Annotated in this window: 15 protein-coding genes; 8 read left to right on the top strand and 7 right to left on the bottom strand. The window is 70.8% G+C overall.

Going from position 1 to position 17,868, the window contains the following annotated elements:
* Positions 1-27: 27 nt before the first annotated feature.
* Together H613_RS0119055 and araA are read left to right on the top strand one after the other, a co-directional pair.
* Entirely contained in the window at positions 28-717 is a 690-nt protein-coding gene (locus H613_RS0119055) for an L-ribulose-5-phosphate 4-epimerase (RefSeq protein WP_026925044.1), read from the top strand.
* Positions 718-2,214, top strand: a complete 1,497-nt coding sequence (gene araA / locus H613_RS0119050) for an L-arabinose isomerase (protein WP_026925043.1) — start codon at positions 718-720, stop codon at positions 2,212-2,214.
* A 189-nt stretch (positions 2,215-2,403) separates the two neighbouring features.
* Here the strand turns inward: araA and H613_RS0119045 are convergent, their stop codons facing one another.
* Entirely contained in the window at positions 2,404-3,555 is a 1,152-nt protein-coding gene (locus tag H613_RS0119045; protein WP_035738617.1) for an ROK family protein, read from the bottom strand.
* Positions 3,556-3,672: 117 nt separating this feature from the next.
* Here H613_RS0119045 and H613_RS0119040 point away from each other — a divergent pair, with 117 nt between their 5' ends.
* The 5 genes from H613_RS0119040 (at position 3,673) to H613_RS27720 (ending at position 8,201) form a co-directional block, all read left to right on the top strand.
* Positions 3,673-4,896: an MFS transporter gene (locus tag H613_RS0119040; RefSeq protein WP_051393566.1), complete on the top strand. Its 1,224-nt coding sequence runs from the start codon at positions 3,673-3,675 to the stop codon at positions 4,894-4,896.
* Between the two features lie 168 nt (positions 4,897-5,064).
* Positions 5,065-5,649, top strand: coding sequence for a TMEM165/GDT1 family protein (locus tag H613_RS0119035; protein WP_026925040.1), 585 nt, complete (start codon positions 5,065-5,067; stop codon positions 5,647-5,649).
* A gap of 65 nt (positions 5,650-5,714) precedes the next feature.
* Entirely contained in the window at positions 5,715-6,179 is a 465-nt protein-coding gene (rnhA, locus tag H613_RS0119030) for a ribonuclease HI (protein WP_026925039.1), read from the top strand.
* Between the two features lie 62 nt (positions 6,180-6,241).
* On the top strand, positions 6,242-7,147 hold the full coding sequence (locus H613_RS0119025) for a co-chaperone YbbN (RefSeq protein ID WP_026925038.1): 906 nt from the start codon (positions 6,242-6,244) through the stop codon (positions 7,145-7,147).
* Positions 7,148-7,292: 145 nt separating this feature from the next.
* Positions 7,293-8,201, top strand: coding sequence for an arginase family protein (locus H613_RS27720; protein ID WP_035738616.1), 909 nt, complete (start codon positions 7,293-7,295; stop codon positions 8,199-8,201).
* Between the two features lie 4 nt (positions 8,202-8,205).
* Here H613_RS27720 and H613_RS0119015 read toward each other — a convergent pair whose 3' ends face one another.
* The 6 genes from H613_RS0119015 to H613_RS0118990 form a co-directional block, all read right to left on the bottom strand.
* The gene (locus H613_RS0119015) at positions 8,206-8,637 is read right to left on the bottom strand and encodes a hypothetical protein (protein WP_026925037.1); all 432 of its coding nucleotides are present in this window, start codon (positions 8,635-8,637) and stop codon (positions 8,206-8,208) included.
* Positions 8,638-8,713: 76 nt separating this feature from the next.
* On the bottom strand, positions 8,714-10,303 hold the full coding sequence (locus H613_RS0119010) for a polyamine aminopropyltransferase (RefSeq protein ID WP_026925036.1): 1,590 nt from the start codon (positions 10,301-10,303) through the stop codon (positions 8,714-8,716).
* Positions 10,300-10,725, bottom strand: a complete 426-nt coding sequence (locus tag H613_RS0119005) for a DUF350 domain-containing protein (protein ID WP_026925035.1) — start codon at positions 10,723-10,725, stop codon at positions 10,300-10,302. Before H613_RS0119005 ends, H613_RS0119010 begins: the two co-directional genes overlap by 4 nt.
* A gap of 27 nt (positions 10,726-10,752) precedes the next feature.
* Positions 10,753-11,217, bottom strand: coding sequence for a DUF4247 domain-containing protein (locus tag H613_RS29505; protein ID WP_051393565.1), 465 nt, complete (start codon positions 11,215-11,217; stop codon positions 10,753-10,755).
* A 30-nt stretch (positions 11,218-11,247) separates the two neighbouring features.
* Complete coding sequence (locus H613_RS0118995) at positions 11,248-11,748, bottom strand: DUF2617 family protein (RefSeq protein WP_051393564.1); 501 nt, start codon at positions 11,746-11,748, stop codon at positions 11,248-11,250.
* Positions 11,745-12,362: a DUF4178 domain-containing protein gene (locus tag H613_RS0118990; protein WP_026925033.1), complete on the bottom strand. Its 618-nt coding sequence runs from the start codon at positions 12,360-12,362 to the stop codon at positions 11,745-11,747. Before H613_RS0118990 ends, H613_RS0118995 begins: the two co-directional genes overlap by 4 nt.
* Positions 12,363-12,923: 561 nt before the next feature.
* Between H613_RS0118990 and H613_RS0118985 the strand changes: the two genes are divergently transcribed.
* Complete coding sequence (locus tag H613_RS0118985; RefSeq protein ID WP_026925032.1) at positions 12,924-17,813, top strand: NAD-glutamate dehydrogenase; 4,890 nt, start codon at positions 12,924-12,926, stop codon at positions 17,811-17,813.
* Positions 17,814-17,868: the final 55 nt, after the last annotated feature.

The raw sequence follows: 17,868 nt of genomic DNA, 5'->3' as shown, positions 1-17,868 counted from the left end.
CCACAAGACCATGAGCGAGGCCGGGAAATGACCTTCAAGACGACCGCGGCCGTCGAGGAGACGAAGGCCGAGGTGTGCGCCCTGCACGCCGAACTCCTCCGCTGGGGCCTGGTGACCTGGACCAGCGGCAACGTCTCCGGGCGCGTCCCGGGGACCGACATCGTCGTCATCAAGCCCAGCGGGGTGTCCTACGACGACCTGCGCCCCGAGCTGATGGTGGTGACCGACCTCGACGGCAAGGTCCTCGACGGCGACCTCTCGCCCTCCTCGGACGCCGAGAGCCACTCCTACGTGTACCGCCACATGCCCGAGGTCGGCGGCGTGGTCCACACCCACAGCCCGTACGCCACGGCCTGGGCCGCCCGCGCCGAGCCCATCCCGTGCGTGCTCACCGCGATGGCCGACGAGTTCGGCGGGGAGATCCCGCTCGGCCCGTTCGCGCTCATCGGCTCCGACGACATCGGCCGGGGCATCGTCCAGACCCTCGAAGGCCACCGCTCCCCGGCGGTCATCATGCAGAATCACGGCGTGTTCACCATCGGCAAGGGCCCGAAGGCCGCCGTGAAGGCGGCCGTGATGTGCGAGGACGTCGCCCGCACCGTCCACATCTCGCGCCAGCTCGGCGAGCCCGTCCCGATCGCGCCCCAGCACGTCGACGCGCTCTACGACCGCTACCAGAACGTCTACGGCCAGCAGCCGGCCCCCGAGGAGAAGTAAATGCAAGCCAAGCAACTGTGGTTCGTCACCGGCAGCCAGCACCTCTACGGTGAGGAGGCGATCGGCCAGGTCGCGCAGAACTCGGCCGACATCGTCGCCGGGCTCGACGGCGCGGGGGCGATTCCCGTCCAGGTCGTCGCCAAGCCCGTCCTGACCACCCCCGACGAGATCCGCCGGGTCATGCTGGAGGCGAACTCCGACGAGTCGTGCATCGGCGTCATCGCCTGGATGCACACCTTCTCGCCGGCGAAGATGTGGATCGCCGGGCTCGGCGTGCTCCAGAAGCCCCTGCTGCACCTGCACACCCAGCACAACGTCGACCTGCCGTGGGCCGACATCGACATGGACTTCATGAACCTGAACCAGGCCGCCCACGGCGACCGCGAGTTCGGGTACGTCCTCACCAGGCTCCGCCACCGCCGCAAGACCGTCGTCGGGCACTGGGCCGACGCGGCCGTGCAGCGGCGGATCGGCGACTGGACCCGCGCCGCCCTGGGCTGGAACGAGGCCCAGCACCTCAAGCTGGTCCGCTTCGGCGACAACATGCGCCAGGTGGCCGTCACCGAGGGCGACAAGGTCGAGGCCCAGATCAAGCTCGGCGTCGAGGTCAACACGTACGGCGTCAACGAGCTCGCCGAGCGCGTCGGGCAGATCGAGGACAAGGCGATCGACGGCCTGGTCGCCGAGTACGAGGACCTCTACGACGTCGTGGCCGAGCTGCGGTCCGGCGGCGGGCGCCACGACTCGCTGCGCGAGGCGGCCCGCATCGAGCTGGGCCTGCGCTCGTTCCTCGAAGAACTCGGCGCGAAGGCCTTCACCGACACCTTCGAGGACCTCGGCGCGCTGCGCCAGCTCCCGGGCATCGCCGTGCAGCGGCTCATGGGCGAGGGCTACGGCTTCGGCGGCGAGGGCGACTGGAAGACCGCCGTGCTCGTGCGCCTGATGAAGGTCATGTCCACCGGCCTGGACGGCGGCACGTCCTTCATGGAGGACTACACGTACAACCTCGGCGCGGAGTCCCCGCAGATTCTGGGCGCGCACATGCTCGAGGTGTGCCCCTCGATCGCCGCGGCCAAGCCCACGTGCGAGATCCACCCGCTGGGCATCGGCGACCGCGAGGACCCGGTGCGCCTGGTCTTCACCGCCCCGCCCGGCCCGGCGCTCGCCGTCGGCCTCATGGACCTCGGCACGCGGATGCGCCTGGTGGCCAACGAGGTCGACGCGGTCGAGCCGGAGCAGGACCTGCCGAAGCTGCCGGTGGCGCGCGCCGTGTGGGAGCCCAGGCCGGACCTGGCGACCTCGGCCGAGTCGTGGCTGACCGCGGGCGGGCCGCACCACACCAGCTTCACGCAGGCCTTCGGCCGCGAGGTCATGGAGGACTTCGCCGAGATCGCCGGGATCGAACTGGTGACGATCGGCGAGGGCACCACGGTCGGCGAGTTCAAGCAGCAGCTGCGCTGGAACCAGGTGTACCACCACCTGGAGGGCTCGCTCTAGCGCTGATCGTGCAGACGGGGGCTCTCGGCGGCGCATGCCGCCAAGGGCCCCTTCGCCGTCCTCGCGGGGCGGTGTCGCGAGCCGGCGAACTTCATCCGCCGCCCGGGGGCCGAGGGCCTTCGCGGATCGACCGGAAGAACGCGCGGCGACCGATGGGATCCCCGTTCGGGGCCGACCGCCCGATCCGGCTCAGAGCCTGCTTCCGAGCCATTCCGGTGTCAGGACCTCGTCGAAGGCGATCTCCGCGGCTCCTCTCAGCGGGCCGATCTCGCCGACTGTTCCCGCCACGATCGGGGGCGCTTCGCTCCTTCTGAACGCCATCAGGCCCGCCTCGCACGTCTCCTCTATGAGGCTCCTCCGCAGTCTGATCAGGTCCACCCCGAGTCCTGAGAGGCTGATCGCCTCCGGGTCCAGGGCGTTCGCCAGCGCGCCCAGTCCGCGTCCCAGCGCGGCGGCGTTGTCGTCCACCGCCTTGGCCGCCTTCGCGTCCCCTTCCTCCGCCCGCCTCAGCACCTCTCGGCCGAGCTCCCTCCCCGCGCCGTACCCCGGCGCCTTGCCGAAGCGGCGCATCAGCGCGTTGGTGCCCACGTCCAGGCTCCAGCATCCGAGCGCGCCGCACATGCACCGCAGCGGCGAGCCGGTCAGCGGCATGTGCCCGAACTCTCCGGCGATGTTGTGCGCCCCGCCCTGCGAGTCCCCGGCGAGCAGCAGCGTCCCTCCGATGTCGAAGTCGATGTGGAAGTGCATCGCCGTCCCGGTGCCGCGCAACGCCCCCCGCCGCGCCTCGGCCAGTCCCGCCAGGCGCGCGTCATTGCCGATCACCGTCGGCCACGCGTCGCCGAGGTGCTCGTCGAGGTCCACCGCGTCCCAGCCCAGGTGCGAGATGTGCAGCCACCGCCCGTCCCAGATCGGCCCCGCTATCGCGATGCCCACCGCCGCGAGCCGGTCCGTCGCGTGCCTTTCCACGGCCTCTCTGATCTGCGTGAACACGGCCGGAGTCCGATCGTGCTCGCCGCTCTCGAGCTCGGTGAGCTCCCCGCCGAGGGCGATCTGCGCGAGCGTCCAGGAGTCCTCGCGGATGTCGGCGGCGAACGCGAGCGGTCCTTCGGGGTGGGGGACGAGCAGCGTCGTCGGGCGCCCGCGTCCGGTCGACGCCGCCGGGATCTCGTGCAGCAGGCGGGCCCGCTCCAGTTCGCCGACGAGCGCGCCGGCGGTGTTGCGGCCGATGGTGAGCAGGCGGGCCGCGGCGGCCCGCGTCAGCGGCTCGGGGGCATCGTGGACGGCGCGCAGCAGTCGCGCCTGATTGTGGACGCGGAGATCAGCGCTCGTCATGGTCGCCATGGCACGCAGTATGTCCCATCCTTCGAAACGGGCGACGCCGCCATCGGCATCGCCATTGCGGGCGGCCTTCCCCCATGTTATGTTCTCAGTAAGAACAAAACAACCGCTAGGACCCACATGAATCCCGACACCGCCGGCCTCAGGCGCGCCAGGATCGGCGTCTTCGGATGCTTCGCCACCTCCGGCTTCGTCATGGGCGCCTGGGCCGCCGCGCTCCCCTCCGTGGACGCCCGCCTCGGCCTCGGCGAGGCCCGGCTCGGCACCGTGCTGCTGCTCATCCAGGTCGTCGGCCTCGGCACCATGTTCATCGCGGGCAGGATCGCCGACAAGATCACCACAAGACGACTGCTCCGCTGGATCGGGCCGTTCACGCAGCTCGCGCTCGTCGCCCCCGCCATCGCGCCCACCTACGAGACGCTCCTGGCGGGCGCCGTCGTCTACGGCCTCGGCGTCAGCTTCGTCGAAGTCGGCACCAACGCCCACTCCGTCGAGCTCGAACACTATTACGGGCGGCCCATCATCTCGTCCTTCCACGGCTTCTGGAGCCTCGGCGGCGCCGCCGCCGGAGCGCTCACCTCCTTCGGCCTCACCATGGGCCTGGGCAGCGAGGCCATGCTGGTCACCGCCGGGATCGCCTCCGCGGCCGCGTTCGCCGGTTTCGCGCGGCCGCTGCTGCCGCCCCCGAGCGAGGCGACGGGCGGCGCCTCGGGACGCGCGGGGCGCATCGGCGCGGGCCTGCTCGCGGCGATGTTCGCCCTCGGCGCCGCAGGGACCCTCATCGAGTCGGGCGCGAGCGACTGGGCCAACCTCCACGCCGCCCGCGTCCTCGACGCCGACGCCGCCCTCGCGCCCCTGTCCTACACCGTGTTCGGCTGCGTCATGACCGTCCTGCGCCTGGCGGGCGACCCCATCCGCGCCCGACTCGGCCCCGGGCCCACGATGTTCTGGGCCGGTGCGGCCGCCACCGCCGGGTACGCCCTCGTCCTCGCCTCCGGTGCGGTCGGCGGCCTCCCGCTCGCCTGGGCCGGATGGATCCTCGCCGGGTGCGGCATCGCCATCATCGTCCCGGTCCTGTTCAGCGCCATCGGCGAGGCCGGAGGCTCGCCCTCGCAGATCGCCGTGATGTCCATGTCCGGCGGCGCCGGGCTCCTCCTCGGCCCGGCCGCCATCGGCTACCTCGCCGAAGGCACGAACCTCACCATCGGCCTGATGGTGCCCGCGGCCCTGTCGGTCTTCACCCTCGCGGCGGGCCCGATCACCATGCGCCGGGTCCTGCGCCGCCCCGACCGTGGGGCACCTCACGAGCCGGTCGCGGCCGCCGCATCGAGGGACGGCGTATAGTCGAGCGCGCAGAAGGGGAGTAGCTCCCAACGTCGCGGTCGACACACTGGCAATCCGCCCGGCCGTGCGGCCTCCGCGAGGAGGCGAGCGAGACCTTCGACCAAGGCAATCCGCCGGGTCGAGGTCAGCGCTGCCCTCTCCCGGCCGTGAACTGGGAGGACAGCCCCTATGGAAGCACTCTTCACCGCCGTCGGGCTCGGCTTCGGCGCCATCTTCGTCGGCGAGATGGGTGACAAGAGCCAGCTCATGGCCCTCACCTTCGCCACCCGCTACCGGCTCCGCAGCGTCATCCTCGGCATGTTCATCGCCATCGCGATCCTCATCGGCCTCTCCGTCGGCGTCGGCGCCGCTCTCGGCAACTTCCTGCCCACCGATTGGATCCGCCTCGCCGCCGCCGTCCTGTTCATCGGCTTCGGCCTGTGGGCCCTGCGCGGCGAGGACGACGATGACGACGAGCACGCCGTCAAGGAGCGCCGGTCCGGCCTGCTCACCGTCATCGGCGCGATGCTCCTGGCCGAGCTGGGCGACAAGACCATGATCCTGTCGATGGCCCTCGGCAGCCAGAACAACCCCTGGGGCGTGTGGATCGGCGCCACCGCAGGCATGCTCGCCGCCGACCTCCTCGCCGTCTTCGCCGGCGCCTGGGTCGCCAGGCACATCCCCGAGCGGTTCATCCGCTGGGGCTCGGCCGTCGTCTTCATCGTCATCGGTGTCTTCCTCGGCATCGAGGCCACCCTCGCCCTCACCGGCTGAGCCGTGCCCGACACGGCGGCCCGGCGGCGGAGCGGGGCCGCCGCGGGCGGGTTAGGCTTGCGATCATGCCGAAATCGGACGATCACGAGGACATCGCCGTCATCTACACCGACGGCGCCTGCTCGGGCAACCCAGGCCCGGGCGGCTGGGGCGCCTACTTCAAGTGGGGCGGACACGAGAAGGAGCTCTACGGCTCCGAGAAGGCCACCACGAACAACCGGATGGAGCTCACCGCCGCCATCCAGGCGCTGGAGACCCTCAAGCGCCCCATGACGGTCGTCCTCTACACCGACTCCTCGTACGTCCGCAACGGCATCATGTCCTGGATGGACGGCTGGAAGCGCAACGGCTGGATCAACTCGCAGAAGCTGCCGGTCAAGAACGCCGACCTGTGGCGGCGGCTCGACGAGGCCGCCGCGCCCCACGACGTCGACTGGCGCTGGGTGCGCGGCCACGCGGGCGACCCCGGCAACGAACGGGCCGACCGGCTCGCCGTCAAAGGACGCGACGAGGCCGCCGGCCGGGGCTGACCGGGCCCACACCGCCGCATCCCCGAACGCAGGTCACCAACCGGAATGGGAAAATCACGACCATGAGCGACAACGTACCGTCACGATTCTCCGGCAGCGCCGTTGACCTGAGCGCCCTCGCCGCCCAGCAACAGCAGCAGCACGCCGCGGCCCAGCAGCCGGGTGCCGCTGCCCCGGGCGGTGCCCCCGGCGCCGCGCCCGGCGTCGTCGCGCTCGACGTCACCGACGCCACCGTCCAGAGCGAAGTCCTCGAGCGGTCGCTGAACACGCTCGTCGTCGTCGTCTTCTGGGCCGACCAGGCCCCCGAGAGCGTCGAGGCCCGCGACCTGCTCCAGCGCCTCGCCCACGCCGACGGCGGCGCCTGGACCCTGGCCAAGGCCGACGTGCAGTACAACCAGCAGCTCGCCGCCGCCCTCCAGCTCCAGACGCTGCCCGCCGTCGTCGCCATCGCCGGGGGCCGCCCCGTCGACCTCGTCCAGGGCCCGCAGACCGAGCAGGGCCTGCGCCAGTGGATCGCGAAGCTCGCCCAGGCCGCCGGGGTCGACGTCCCCCAGCAGGTCGACCCCGAGCTGGCGCTCGCCGAGGACCACATGGTCAACGGCAACCTCGACGCCGCCGAGACCGCCTTCGACAAGTACCTCAAGAACAACCCCGGGTCGTTCGAGGCCGAGTCCGGCCTCGCTCAGGTGCGGATGCTGCGCCGCGCCGGGGCCCTGCCGCAGGACGCCGTCCGCATCGCCGACGCCGATCCCGGCAGCGTCGACGCCGCCTTGGCCGCCGCCGACCTCCAGATCCTCTCCGGCCAGGCCGAGGAGGCCTACGACCGCCTCATCGAGCAGGTCGCCCGCCTCGCGGGCGAGGACCGCGAGCGCGTCCGCAAGCGCCTGGTGGAGCTGTTCAGCATCGCCGGGCCCGACGACCCGGCCGTCACCAAGGCCCGCCGCAAGCTCTCCTCGGTCCTGTTCTGACAGAACATTTGCACACAGAGACGACATTCAGAACACCGATCCTGGTCACGCGGTGTCCGCTGTGATTAGCTAGCGTGACCGGCCGAGCCGACATCTGCGGCGCGCAGATCGGCCGAGCCCGGGCCGGGGGAGGTGAGCGTTGGCGATGACCAGGTCCAAGCGCGTCGCCGTACTCGACGCACCGTCGAACCTCGGCCTGCGCCCGCCGACCCAGCACACCGTCCCCGGCTGCGCGAAGGCGCCGGGGGCGCTGCGCGACCACCGCCTCCTCCACCGGCTGGGAGCGCTCGACGCGGGCTGCCTGACGCCGCCCCGGTTCGACGCCTCCGGCTGGCGGCCCGGCGACGGCGTCGGCCAGGCGAAGGCCATCGCCGAATACACCAGGCGGCTCGCCGATCGCGTCGAGCGGCTGTGGCGCGAACGCCGATTCCCGCTGGTGCTCGGCGGCGACTGCTCGGTCATGCTCGGCCCCGTCCTGGCGGCCCGGCGCCGCTCCGAGCGCGACGGGAGGACACGAGGGCTCATATTCGTCGATGCCCACTCCGACTTCAGGCACCCGGGCAACTCCAAGTACGTCGGCGCGGCCGCCGCCGAGGAGCTCGCCCTGGCGACCGGCCGCGGCCAGCCGGACCTGACCGACATCGGCGGCCTGCGCCCGTACGTGGACACCGACCACCTGGTCATGCTCGGCCTGCGCACCGACGACACGCACCGCGTCGAACTGGAGGCCACCGGCGTCGGCATGCGCACCGTCCCCGAATTGCGCGCCGGAGGCGTCGGCCGCTCCGCCGAATGGGCCCTCGACGCCGTGGGCGAGGTGGCCACGTTCTGGCTCCACGTCGACGCCGACGTCCTCGACCCCTCGGTGATGCCCGCCGTGGACGGCCCCGCGCCCGGCGGCATCTCGCTGGGGGAGCTGAGCCAGATCATCACGACCTGCGCCGCCGACGAGCGGTGCGCGGGGCTCGACCTGACGGTCTTCGACCCCGATTACGACCCCGACGGCGAATACGCCAGGTCCCTCGCGGACACCCTCGTCGAAGCCCTCCAATGACCGCTCAGGCGGGCGGGCGCTGCTGGAGCGACCACACGGTCTGCTGGAGGTACTGGACGTCCTCGGGGCGGCCCGCGGAGGTGCGGACCTTCTTCTGCGTGCCGTCGGCGCGCAGGCGCACGAGGTTCGCGCCGTCGAAGACGATCCGCTCGCTCTTGATCGCCCCCCACTTGCGGACCCGGCCGCCGAACAGGTTGTGCATGTACAGGTTCCCCTGTGCGATGTCGAAGGTCATGAACGGCGCCGAGCGGGACAGGATGCCCGCGACGATGAACAGCGGGCCGATGGCGATCCACACGGAGAACCGGTCGGCGAACAGCAGCGCCAGGCTGAGCGCCAGCAGGACCGAGCCGAAGACGATGAACAGCACGCTGTTGGACGGCTTGTGCCGGACCGTGATCAGCGCAGGGGCCTGCTGGGGGTGGGTGGGGTGCATGGTCGCTCCTGAGTCTGGCGCCTCAGCGACGGGAGTGGCTGCTGAGGCTCGTTCGCACGACGATACCAACCGCGCCTCAGTAGTTGCGCCACTCGTCCTTCACGATCTCCAGGATGATCGGGTGCATGAGCGTCGACGGCTCCATGTCCATCCGGTCCCGGTCGGGCTGGAAGACCTGGGCCGCTTCGAGCAGCTCGGGCGTCAGGGACCTGAACGGCCCCACGCTCTCGTCCAGCGAGAGCTCCGGCGCCGTCCCCGACGCCTGCACCGCGAGGAAGCCCCAGTCGCCGAACGAGGGCACCGAGACCCAGTAGGGCGTCGACGCGTAGCCGGCCTCCCCGAGCGTCGCGGCGATCGTCCAGTAGGTCTTGGGGGCGAAGTACGGCGAGCCGCTCTGCACGACCATGCGCCCCTCCTCGCTCAGGTGGGCCCCGGCCAGCGCGTAGAACTCCACCGAGTACAGCTTCGCCGTCTCCGTCGAGTCCGCGTCGGGCATGTCGACCACGATCACGTCGTAGGCCCCGCCGTGCTCGCGCAGCCACGTGAAGGCGTCCGCGTTCACCACGCGCACCCGCGGGTCGCTCAGGGCGTCGCCGTTGAGCTCCACGAGGTCGTCGAAGTCGCGAGCCAGGTCCGTGACGGCCTCGTCGAGGTCGACCAGGGTCACCGACTCGACGTCGGGGTACTTGAGGATCTCCCGCAGCGCCAGCGCGTCGCCGCCGCCCAGGACGAGGACGTCGCCGCGCGGGCCGTCCATGACCGGGTGCACCAGCGCCTCGTGGTACCGGTATTCATCCACTGAGGAGAATTGAAGGTCGCCGTTGAGGTACAGCCGCAGGTCGTTCTCGCCGAACGGCGAGGCCGACTCGGTCAGCACCACCTGCTGGTACTGCGAGTCCTGGCTGTAGACGATCGGGTCCTCGTACAGCGCCTGCCGCGCGGCCGTCTCGAACCGGTCGGTGTAGACGAACGCCCCCACCAGCAGCACCGCCATGACCCCCGCCGCCACTGCCAGCAGCTGCTTCGACGCCTTCGACAGGTCGCCGCGGAACAGGACGAACACCAGCACGACGCCCGCCACCGCGTTGACCGCGCCGACCAGCAGCGCGCCCCTGATCTGCCCGAACACCGGCAGCAGCAGGAACGGGAACGCCAGGCCGCCGATCAGGCCGCCCAGGTAGTCCGCGGCGTTCAAATCGGCCACCGCCGCCCCGGCCGCCTGCTTCCTGATGCGCTGGAGCAGCTCCATCAGCAGCGGGATCTCCGCCCCGACCAGCAGGCCGATCACGAACGCCACCGCCACCAGCGGCAGGCTGTAGAGGCTGGTGAACGCGAACGCCGCGTACAGCAGCAGAACGCTGAACCCGCCCAGGAAGGCGAGCGCGAGCTCGATGACGGCGAACGACAGCGCCGGGCGCCTCTGGAACGGCTTCGCCCCCAGAGCGCCCAGGCCCATCGCGAACACCATGACGCTCAGCACGATCGACGCCTGCGTCGCGGTGTTGCCCACCAGGTACGAGCCGAGCGTGATCAGCGCCAGCTCATAGACCAGCCCGCACGCCGAGACCGTGAACGCCGCCGCGAGCAGGCCGGTCCGGGCGAACCGGCCCCGCTTCGGCGCCGCTTTCGCGGCCTCGGACGGTGCGGGCGCGGCCTGCGCGCTCAAGACAAAGCCATGGCGATGACGCCGCCCAATGCCAGGTGCATCGCCGAGTTCACCCACACCGCGGGCTGAGTCTCGTCGGAGCAGACGATGTCGCCGAGCTTGCCGGGCGTCAGCAGGTCCAGCACGATGAACGCGACCGCCATGGCGACCAGTCCGATCACGCCGAACACCAGCGTGGAGACGATGCCCTCGGCCAGGTTCCCCTCGGAGGCCCAGATCGCGCCGACCACGATCAGCCCCACGCCGAGGGTGTTGGAGGCCAGCAGGAGCGCCGCGTTGCGGTTGCGCTCGGACCAGATGAGCTCGCCGAGCTTGCCGGGGGTGAGCCAGTCGACGATGAAGAAGCCGAGCACCATCAGCGCGATGCCGACGGCGCTGTAGGCGAGGGCGCCGGCGACGGCGTTGCCGAAGTCTTCGAACATGAGGCTGCCTTTCAGGTTGTTTCGGGCTTATTTGCCGCTGCCGGGGCCGCCGCCCCGGAACGGCGACGGGGGCGAGGACGACCAGCCCCACAGGAGGAACACGGATGAGTAGTGGTGGTAGCCGTCGCGGTACTTGAACAGCAGGATCTTCGAGCCGTTCCGGTAGGGCTCGACGGACACGATGTTGTCCTTGTACTGCAGGAAGTAGGTGTCGCCCTTCTTGCGCTCGTCCCTGGCCTCCTCGGCGTCGTCGATGTCGTCGGCGACGCTGGCGGGGGACAGCGACGAGGTGTAGGCCTTGCCGCCGCCCTCGTCGAGGTTCGAGGCGCGGGTGTAGGTGCTCTGGATGTAACCGGTCGGGTTGCTGAAGTCGACCATGGTGAATGCCAGGCCGCCGCAGCACAGGGCGAGTACGACGCCGATGACCGTCCAGTGCTTCCAGTTCAGGCCGCTCGAGCGGCGAGGGGCCGGTTCGTCGCCGTTGGTGTGCATGGATGTGTCCTTCGAGTGGTGGTGTCGTGCTCAGCCTACGGGCGCGACGACGCCGGTGGTGGTCACGGTCTGGCCGTGCTGCGGATAGGTGTGGACGGTGCGCCAGGTCAGCGGCGCGGTGCCCGTGACCTCCAGGGCCGTGACCGCGTCGGGCCGGTCGCCGAACACGCCGATGAGGAGATCGTCCTCCTCGCTCCGGGCGTGCAGCTCCCGCACGCGGGCGCGCAGCTCGGGCACGGTGAGGTGCTCGACGGCACACGTGTAGCGGTGCTGCCAGGCGCCGACGCGCTGGCTGAACTGCTCGGGCAGGTCGGGCGCGAGGTCGTCGCGGTAGGCGAGGGTCTCGGCGATGAGCCCGTCGGGGGTGGCGACGACGGCCTGGTGGCTGGCGCCGAGCAGCCGCAGCGACAGCCGGAGGGGTCCGGCGTCGCGGTCGATCTGGTCGAGCACGGGCATCGAGGGGGCGTCCGGGCGGAACGTCAGCGATCCGGCCGAGACGTCGACGTAGGGAACGGTGAGTGAAGTTATCAAGATTCGCTTTGGTGGTAGATGGTGATCTGATTCCGGTCCAGGGTAAGGCCCTTCGCCAACTCCCACCTGGCTCCGTCGCCGAAGGCCTCGAACGACAGCTTCTGGCCCGCCGGTCCGGCGTAGTCGTGGTAGCGCAGCGTCCCGGTGTCGGCGAGCCCGGTGGTGGCCTCGCTGGTGTAGCGGGCGGTGCCCTGCTCGTCGGAGCGGTACGACTCGCCCTCGAAGCTGAGCTCCCGGGGGCCGGGCCGGAGGTCGGAGTCGGGGACCTCCTCCCACAGGACGAGCTCGACGTCGGGGTCGGCCTCGACCGACAGCCAGCGCTTGACGCCGGTGCCGGTGTCGAGGAAGTGCTCGGACCACGCGTAGTCGCCTTCGCTCAGGCGCAGCGTGCCGCGCACGGCGAGCGTCTTGCCGTAGGCCTCGACGAGGTCGCCGGCCTTGACGCGCGTGGGGTCGCCGCGCAGGACGTCGGTGTCGGTGTCGGCGAACGGGTCGACCGGCCGGTTGGCGGCGGCGGTCTCCTCCTGCTCGCGCTCGTGCTGGCGGCGGCGCCACAGCCACCACCCGACGCCGGCGATGACGGCGAGGACGATCAGTACGCAGAGCCACTCCATGAGGTCACCTCGAGGTTTGGGGGAAGGCTTCCATGATCACTCTACATACGGGCCGGTCGTTTCGCTGTCAACAGCGTGCCCAGGCGCCCCAGGAGGAGGCGCCGCGCACTTCCACGCTGCAAGTCTTTCGGAGACGCATGGGATCCATACACTCGCTCATAGAACTCGTCCGCAATGGTGTGGGCGCAGTCGATGCGACTTGGAGTGTCCCGTGTTCTCTGCTGGTTTCGGCGCCTGGATTGCAGTGGCGTTCGCGGTGCCCACGGCGACGGTCGCGGTCGTCGCAATCGTCGCCTTGCGCGGCAGCCGCCCTGAACAGCGTGCGGAGATCCTTCGGGCACTCGCTGATCTGGCAGCCGCAATCGTCCGCTTCGGAGCGTTTCCGAAGTCGAGACCAGCAAAGAGACGATCTACTGCGGTGGTCCGCGCTGATCGGCACGGGCGGGAAGGTTAGACGCCGCACTTCGCGGCAGGCCCCCTGCGCGCTCGGCGCCGTGCGATCCTATGTTGGAGCCGGTTCACAACGACGTGGACCGAGTCGATTCGAGCTGGAGACGAAACGTGTTGGCGTTCATCGGTGACGAAGAGTTCCGCGAGACCCTGCCGGATAGGGAGGAGCTCCTCGCCGAAGCGGCCGGCCTCGCCGGCACCGACGAATCACTGGCCAGGCTGGTCGAGCTCTACTGGAGCCTCGTCGCCGACGACGACCTGGTCGGGCGCAGCGCCCAGCAGCTGTTCGACACGACCGCCCGCCACCGCCGTCTCGCCGAGCGGCGCAGCCCGGGCGAGGTGTGCCTCGAACTCGACTGCCCCGCCGACGCCGAAGGGCCCGACGCGTCCGCAAGCACCCGCGTCGACATCGTCTGCGCGGACATGCCGTTCCTCGTCGACTCCCTGACCGGCCTGTTCAACCGGCACGGCATCGACATCAACGTGTTCGTCCACCCGATCGTCCCGGTCCGCCGCGACGAGGACGGCGAACTCGTCGGCGCCCCCGCCGTGGCGATCGAGGGCTCGCAGGCCACCCCGGTCGAGCCCCACGACGCCGCGCACGCGCCCTCGGACGAGGGCGTCGAGACCGAGAGCTGGATGCACATCGAGCTCCAGCGCGTGGCCGACGCCGACTTCCTGTCGATCCTCGAATCGGAGATCCTCGCCGTCCTCGACGACGTCAGCGCCTGCGTCGCCGACTGGCAGCCGATGCGCGAGCAGGCGCTCGGGATCGCCTCCGAACTGGAGGGCAAGTTCCTCCCGGTGCCCGACAAGGACATCGACGACACCATCGAGCTGCTGCGCTGGCTCGCCGACGACAAGTTCACGTTCCTCGGCTTCCGGCAGTACCGGCTCACCGGGGAAGGCGAGGAGCGGGCGCTCACGCCCGTCGAGGGCACCGGCCTCGGCCTGCTCGCGAAGGCGCCGGTCGCGCCCAGGCGCCTGGACACCTTCAACGCCGACGCCCGCTCCCAGATCGGCACGAAGCGGCTGCTGGTCATCACCAAGTCCAACGCCCGCTCCACGGTGCACCGCACCTCCTTCATGGACTACATCGGCGTCAAGACGTTCGACGCGAACGGCGAACCCGACGGCGAGCTGCGCTTCCTCGGCCTGTTCACCTCGGCGGCCTACCTGTCGTCGGTCACCGAGATCCCGGTGGTGCGCCGCAAGGTCCAGGACGTCACCACCCGCTCGGGCGTGACCCTCTCCTCCCACTCCGGCAAGGACCTGGTCACGGCGCTGGAGACCTACCCGAGGGACGAGCTGTTCCAGGCCCGCACCGAGGACCTGTACCGCACCGCGATGGGCGTGCTGCGCCTGGCCGGGCGCCGCCGCCTGCGCCTGTTCCTGCGCCGCGACGTCTACGGCCGCTTCTACTCGTGCCTGGTGTACCTGCCGAAGGACCGGTTCAACACCGACAACCGCGTCAAGATCCAACAGATCCTCAACCGGCGCCTGGGCGGCATCGGCGTCGACTACGACACGCGCGTCACCGAGTCGGTCCTGGCGCGGCTGCACTTCGTGATCCGCATCGACCCGTACGCCGAGACCGAACCGGTCGACGTCGACGCGATCCAGGCCGAACTGGCCGACGCCACCCGCTCCTGGGACGCCGACCTGGCGCTCCAGCTCGACCACCACGTCGGCGAGGGCCAGGCCCGCGGCCTGTTCAAGGCCTACGCCGAGGCCTACCCGCCCGCGTACAAGGCCGAGCACACGCCGCTCGACGCCGCGAAGGACATCGCGAAGCTGGAGATGCTCCACGACAAGGGCGACATGGAGCTCCAGCTGTTCCGCCGCGGCGGCGACGACACCGACGTCCACTTCAAGGTCTACTCGTTCGCCGAGCCGGTGGGCCTGTCCGGGGCGCTGCCGGTGCTGCGCCACCTGGGCGTCACCGTCGCCGAGGAGCGCCCGTACCACATCGAACGCTCCGACGGCACGATCCACCTGCACGACTTCAGGCTCGAACTGCCCGGGCGGGCCGCCGAGTCGGTGCCGCAGCTGCGCATCCGCTTCGAGAACGCCTTCCGCGCGGTCTGGACCGGCGAGGCCGAATCGGACCGGTTCGACGAGCTCGTGATCGCCGCCGGGCTCACCTGGCGGCAGGTCGTCGTCCTGCGGGCCCTGGCGAAGTACCTGCGCCAGTGCGGGTTCGTGTTCTCCAAGGACTTCATCGCCAGCACCCTGTGCGCGAACCCGGTGATCTCGGCCGACCTGGTGCGGCTGTTCGAGGCCAGGTTCGACCCGCGCGTCGGCGACGACCGCGACACCGCCGTCGAGCGCATCGACGAATCGCTCGCCGAGGAGCTCGCCGCGGTCCCGAGCCTGGACGCCGACCGGATCCTGCGGGCCTTCCTGACGCTGATCCGCTCGACGCTGCGCACCTCCTACTTCCAGCGGGGCGCGGCCGGGCGCCCGAAGAAGTACGTGTCGTTCAAGTTCGACGCCCGCGACATCGAGTTCCTGCCGAAGCCGCGCCCGGTCTACGAGGTGTACGTGTACTCCCCGGACTTCGAGGGCGTCCACATGCGCTACGGGAAGGTCGCGCGCGGCGGCCTGCGCTGGTCGGACCGCCGCGAGGACTTCCGCACCGAGATCCTCGGCCTGGTCAAGGCCCAGGAGGTCAAGAACACGGTGATCTCGCCGGTCGGCGCCAAGGGCGGCTTCGTGCTCAAGCGGGGCCCCTTCGCCGACCGGGTCGCCCACCAGGCCGAGGGCGTGGCCCGCTACCGGGAGTTCATCTCCTCGCTGCTGGACATCACCGACAACCGCGACGCCGACAACACCGTCGTCCCGCCGCCCGACGTGGTCCGCCACGACGGCGACGACCCGTACCTGGTGGTCGCCGCCGACAAGGGCACCGCGACGTTCTCCGACATCGCCAACGAGGTCGCCGCCTCCTACGGCTACTGGCTCGGCGACGCGTTCGCCTCGGGCGGCTCGGTCGGCTACGACCACAAGAAGATGGGCATCACCGCCCGCGGCGCCTGGGAGTCCGTCAAAAGACATTTCCGTGCGATCGGCGTGGACACGCAGGCCGAGGACTTCACCGTCGTCGGCATCGGCGACATGTCCGGCGACGTGTTCGGCAACGGCATGCTGCTGTCCGAGCACATCCGGCTCGTCGCCGCGTTCAACCACATGCACATCTTCATCGACCCGGCCCCCGACGCCGCGTCCTCGTTCGCCGAGCGCCGCCGCCTGTTCGACCTGCCGCGCTCGACGTGGGCCGACTACGACGCCTCCCTCATCTCCGAGGGCGGCGGCGTGTGGGAACGCTCGGCGAAGTCCATCCCGGTCTCGCCCGAGGTCCGCGCCGCGCTCGGGCTCGACCCGGCCACCACCGAGATGACCCCGCCCGATCTGATCAGCGCGATCCTCGCCGCCCCGGTCGACCTGTTGTGGAACGGCGGCATCGGCACCTATGTCAAGTCCTCGTCCGAGAGCGACGCCGCCGCGGGCGACAAGGCCAACGACGCGGTCCGCGTCAACGGCGCCGACCTGCGCTGCAAGGTCGTCGGCGAGGGCGGCAACCTCGGCTTCACGCAGCTGGGCCGCATCGAGTACGCCCAGGCCGGCGGGCGGCTGAACACCGACTTCATCGACAACTCCGCCGGAGTGGACACCTCCGACCACGAGGTCAACATCAAGATCCTGCTGCGCTCGGCCGCGCTCACCGGCCGGATCGAGCCCGACCGGCGCGACAAGCTGTTCATGGACATGGCCGACACCGTCGCCGACATGGTCCTGGGCGACAACTACGGCCAGAACATGGCCCTGGCCACCTCGGCGACCCTGGCCGTGCGGCTCTTCCCGGTCCACATCAGATTGATGAAGCACCTGGAGCGGCACGCCGGGCTCGACCGCGAGATCGAGGGCCTGCCCAGCGACAAGCAGCTCAAGGAGCGCACCGCCGCCGGGCAGGGACTGACCAGCCCGGAGCTGTCGGTCCTGCTGTCATACGTCAAGATCTGGGCCAAGCGGGCCGTCCTCGACTCCTCGCTGCCCGACGAGTCGTGGACGATGCCGGTCCTGCACGAGTACTTCCCGCGGCCGCTGCGGGAGGCCTACGCCGACCTCATGGCCGAGCACCCGCTGCGCCGCGAGATCGTCACCACCGCCGTCGTCGGGGAGGCGGTGAACCGCGGCGGCACCACGTTCCTGTTCCGCATCGCCGACGAGACCGGCGCCGACGTCGCCGACGTCGTCCGGGCCTACGTCATCATCCGCGACGCGTTCGCCCTGCCCGAGCTGTGGCGGCGCATCGAATCGCTCGACAACCAGGTGCCGCAGGCCGCGCAGGTCTCCGCGCTGCTGGTGATCAGGCGGCTGCTCGACCGCGGCGTGCGCTGGCTCGTCCAGCACCGCCGCGGCCCGCTCGACGTCGCCGGGGAACTCGACCGGCTCCGCCCCGGCCTGGCCGTCCTCCAGCCGCAGCTGCCCGACCTGCTCATCGACTCCGAGGCCGTCGGCTTCGAGCGGTTCTGCACCCAGCTGGCCGAGCAGGGCGTGCCCGCCGCGCTCGCCGCCGACGCCTCGGCGCCGATCTTCGGCTTCGGCCTGGTCGACGTCGTCGAATGCTCCAGGCTCCTGGGCACCAACCTCGTCGAGACCGCGGAGGTCTACTACGGGATCGCCGCGCAGCTGCACGCCGACGAGATCCTCAACCAGATCTCGGCGCTCCCGAGGCGCAACCGCTGGCAGACCCTGGCGCGCTCGGCGCTGCGCTACGACCTGTACGGCGCTCTGGCGGCCCTGACCACCGGCGCCCTGCACGCCAAGCCGGGCGCGCTCCCGGCCGAGGCGGTCGAGCTGTGGTCCGAGCGCAATGCCGCCGAGATCGGGCGGATCCACGCGGCCACCGACGAGGCCGAGCGCTCCGACGAGAAGCTCGCCGTCCTGTCGGTGGCGCTGCGCCAGATCAGGGGCCTGGTCGAGACCGAGGTGGACTGACCGCGGAGCGAGCGGTGCGCGGCGGCGGGGCGGGCGCCTTGTGGATAATGTTGGC

This window comes from Glycomyces arizonensis DSM 44726 (genome assembly GCF_000482705.1).
GTDB classification, from domain to species: domain Bacteria; phylum Actinomycetota; class Actinomycetes; order Mycobacteriales; family Micromonosporaceae; genus Glycomyces; species Glycomyces arizonensis.
Note: the sequence above shows the minus strand (reverse complement) of the source record. Positions and strands in the feature narration are given on the sequence as shown.

Excerpts from the sequence above, each read along its gene's own strand:
- H613_RS29505 (WP_051393565.1), bottom strand. The coding sequence starts at position 11,217 with ATGCACACCAACGGCGACGAACCGGCCCCTCGCCGCTCGAGCGGCCTG.
- H613_RS0119035 (WP_026925040.1), top strand. The coding sequence starts at position 5,065 with ATGGAAGCACTCTTCACCGCCGTCGGGCTCGGCTTCGGCGCCATCTTC.
- H613_RS0119040 (WP_051393566.1), top strand. The coding sequence starts at position 3,673 with ATGAATCCCGACACCGCCGGCCTCAGGCGCGCCAGGATCGGCGTCTTC.
- H613_RS0119055 (WP_026925044.1), top strand. The coding sequence starts at position 28 with ATGACCTTCAAGACGACCGCGGCCGTCGAGGAGACGAAGGCCGAGGTG.
- H613_RS0119015 (WP_026925037.1), bottom strand. The coding sequence starts at position 8,637 with ATGCACCCCACCCACCCCCAGCAGGCCCCTGCGCTGATCACGGTCCGG.
- rnhA (WP_026925039.1), top strand. The coding sequence starts at position 5,715 with ATGCCGAAATCGGACGATCACGAGGACATCGCCGTCATCTACACCGAC.
- H613_RS0119005 (WP_026925035.1), bottom strand. The coding sequence starts at position 10,725 with ATGTTCGAAGACTTCGGCAACGCCGTCGCCGGCGCCCTCGCCTACAGC.
- H613_RS0119025 (WP_026925038.1), top strand. The coding sequence starts at position 6,242 with ATGAGCGACAACGTACCGTCACGATTCTCCGGCAGCGCCGTTGACCTG.
- H613_RS27720 (WP_035738616.1), top strand. The coding sequence starts at position 7,293 with ATGACCAGGTCCAAGCGCGTCGCCGTACTCGACGCACCGTCGAACCTC.
- H613_RS0119045 (WP_035738617.1), bottom strand. The coding sequence starts at position 3,555 with ATGGCGACCATGACGAGCGCTGATCTCCGCGTCCACAATCAGGCGCGA.
- H613_RS0118990 (WP_026925033.1), bottom strand. The coding sequence starts at position 12,362 with ATGGAGTGGCTCTGCGTACTGATCGTCCTCGCCGTCATCGCCGGCGTC.
- araA (WP_026925043.1), top strand. The coding sequence starts at position 718 with ATGCAAGCCAAGCAACTGTGGTTCGTCACCGGCAGCCAGCACCTCTAC.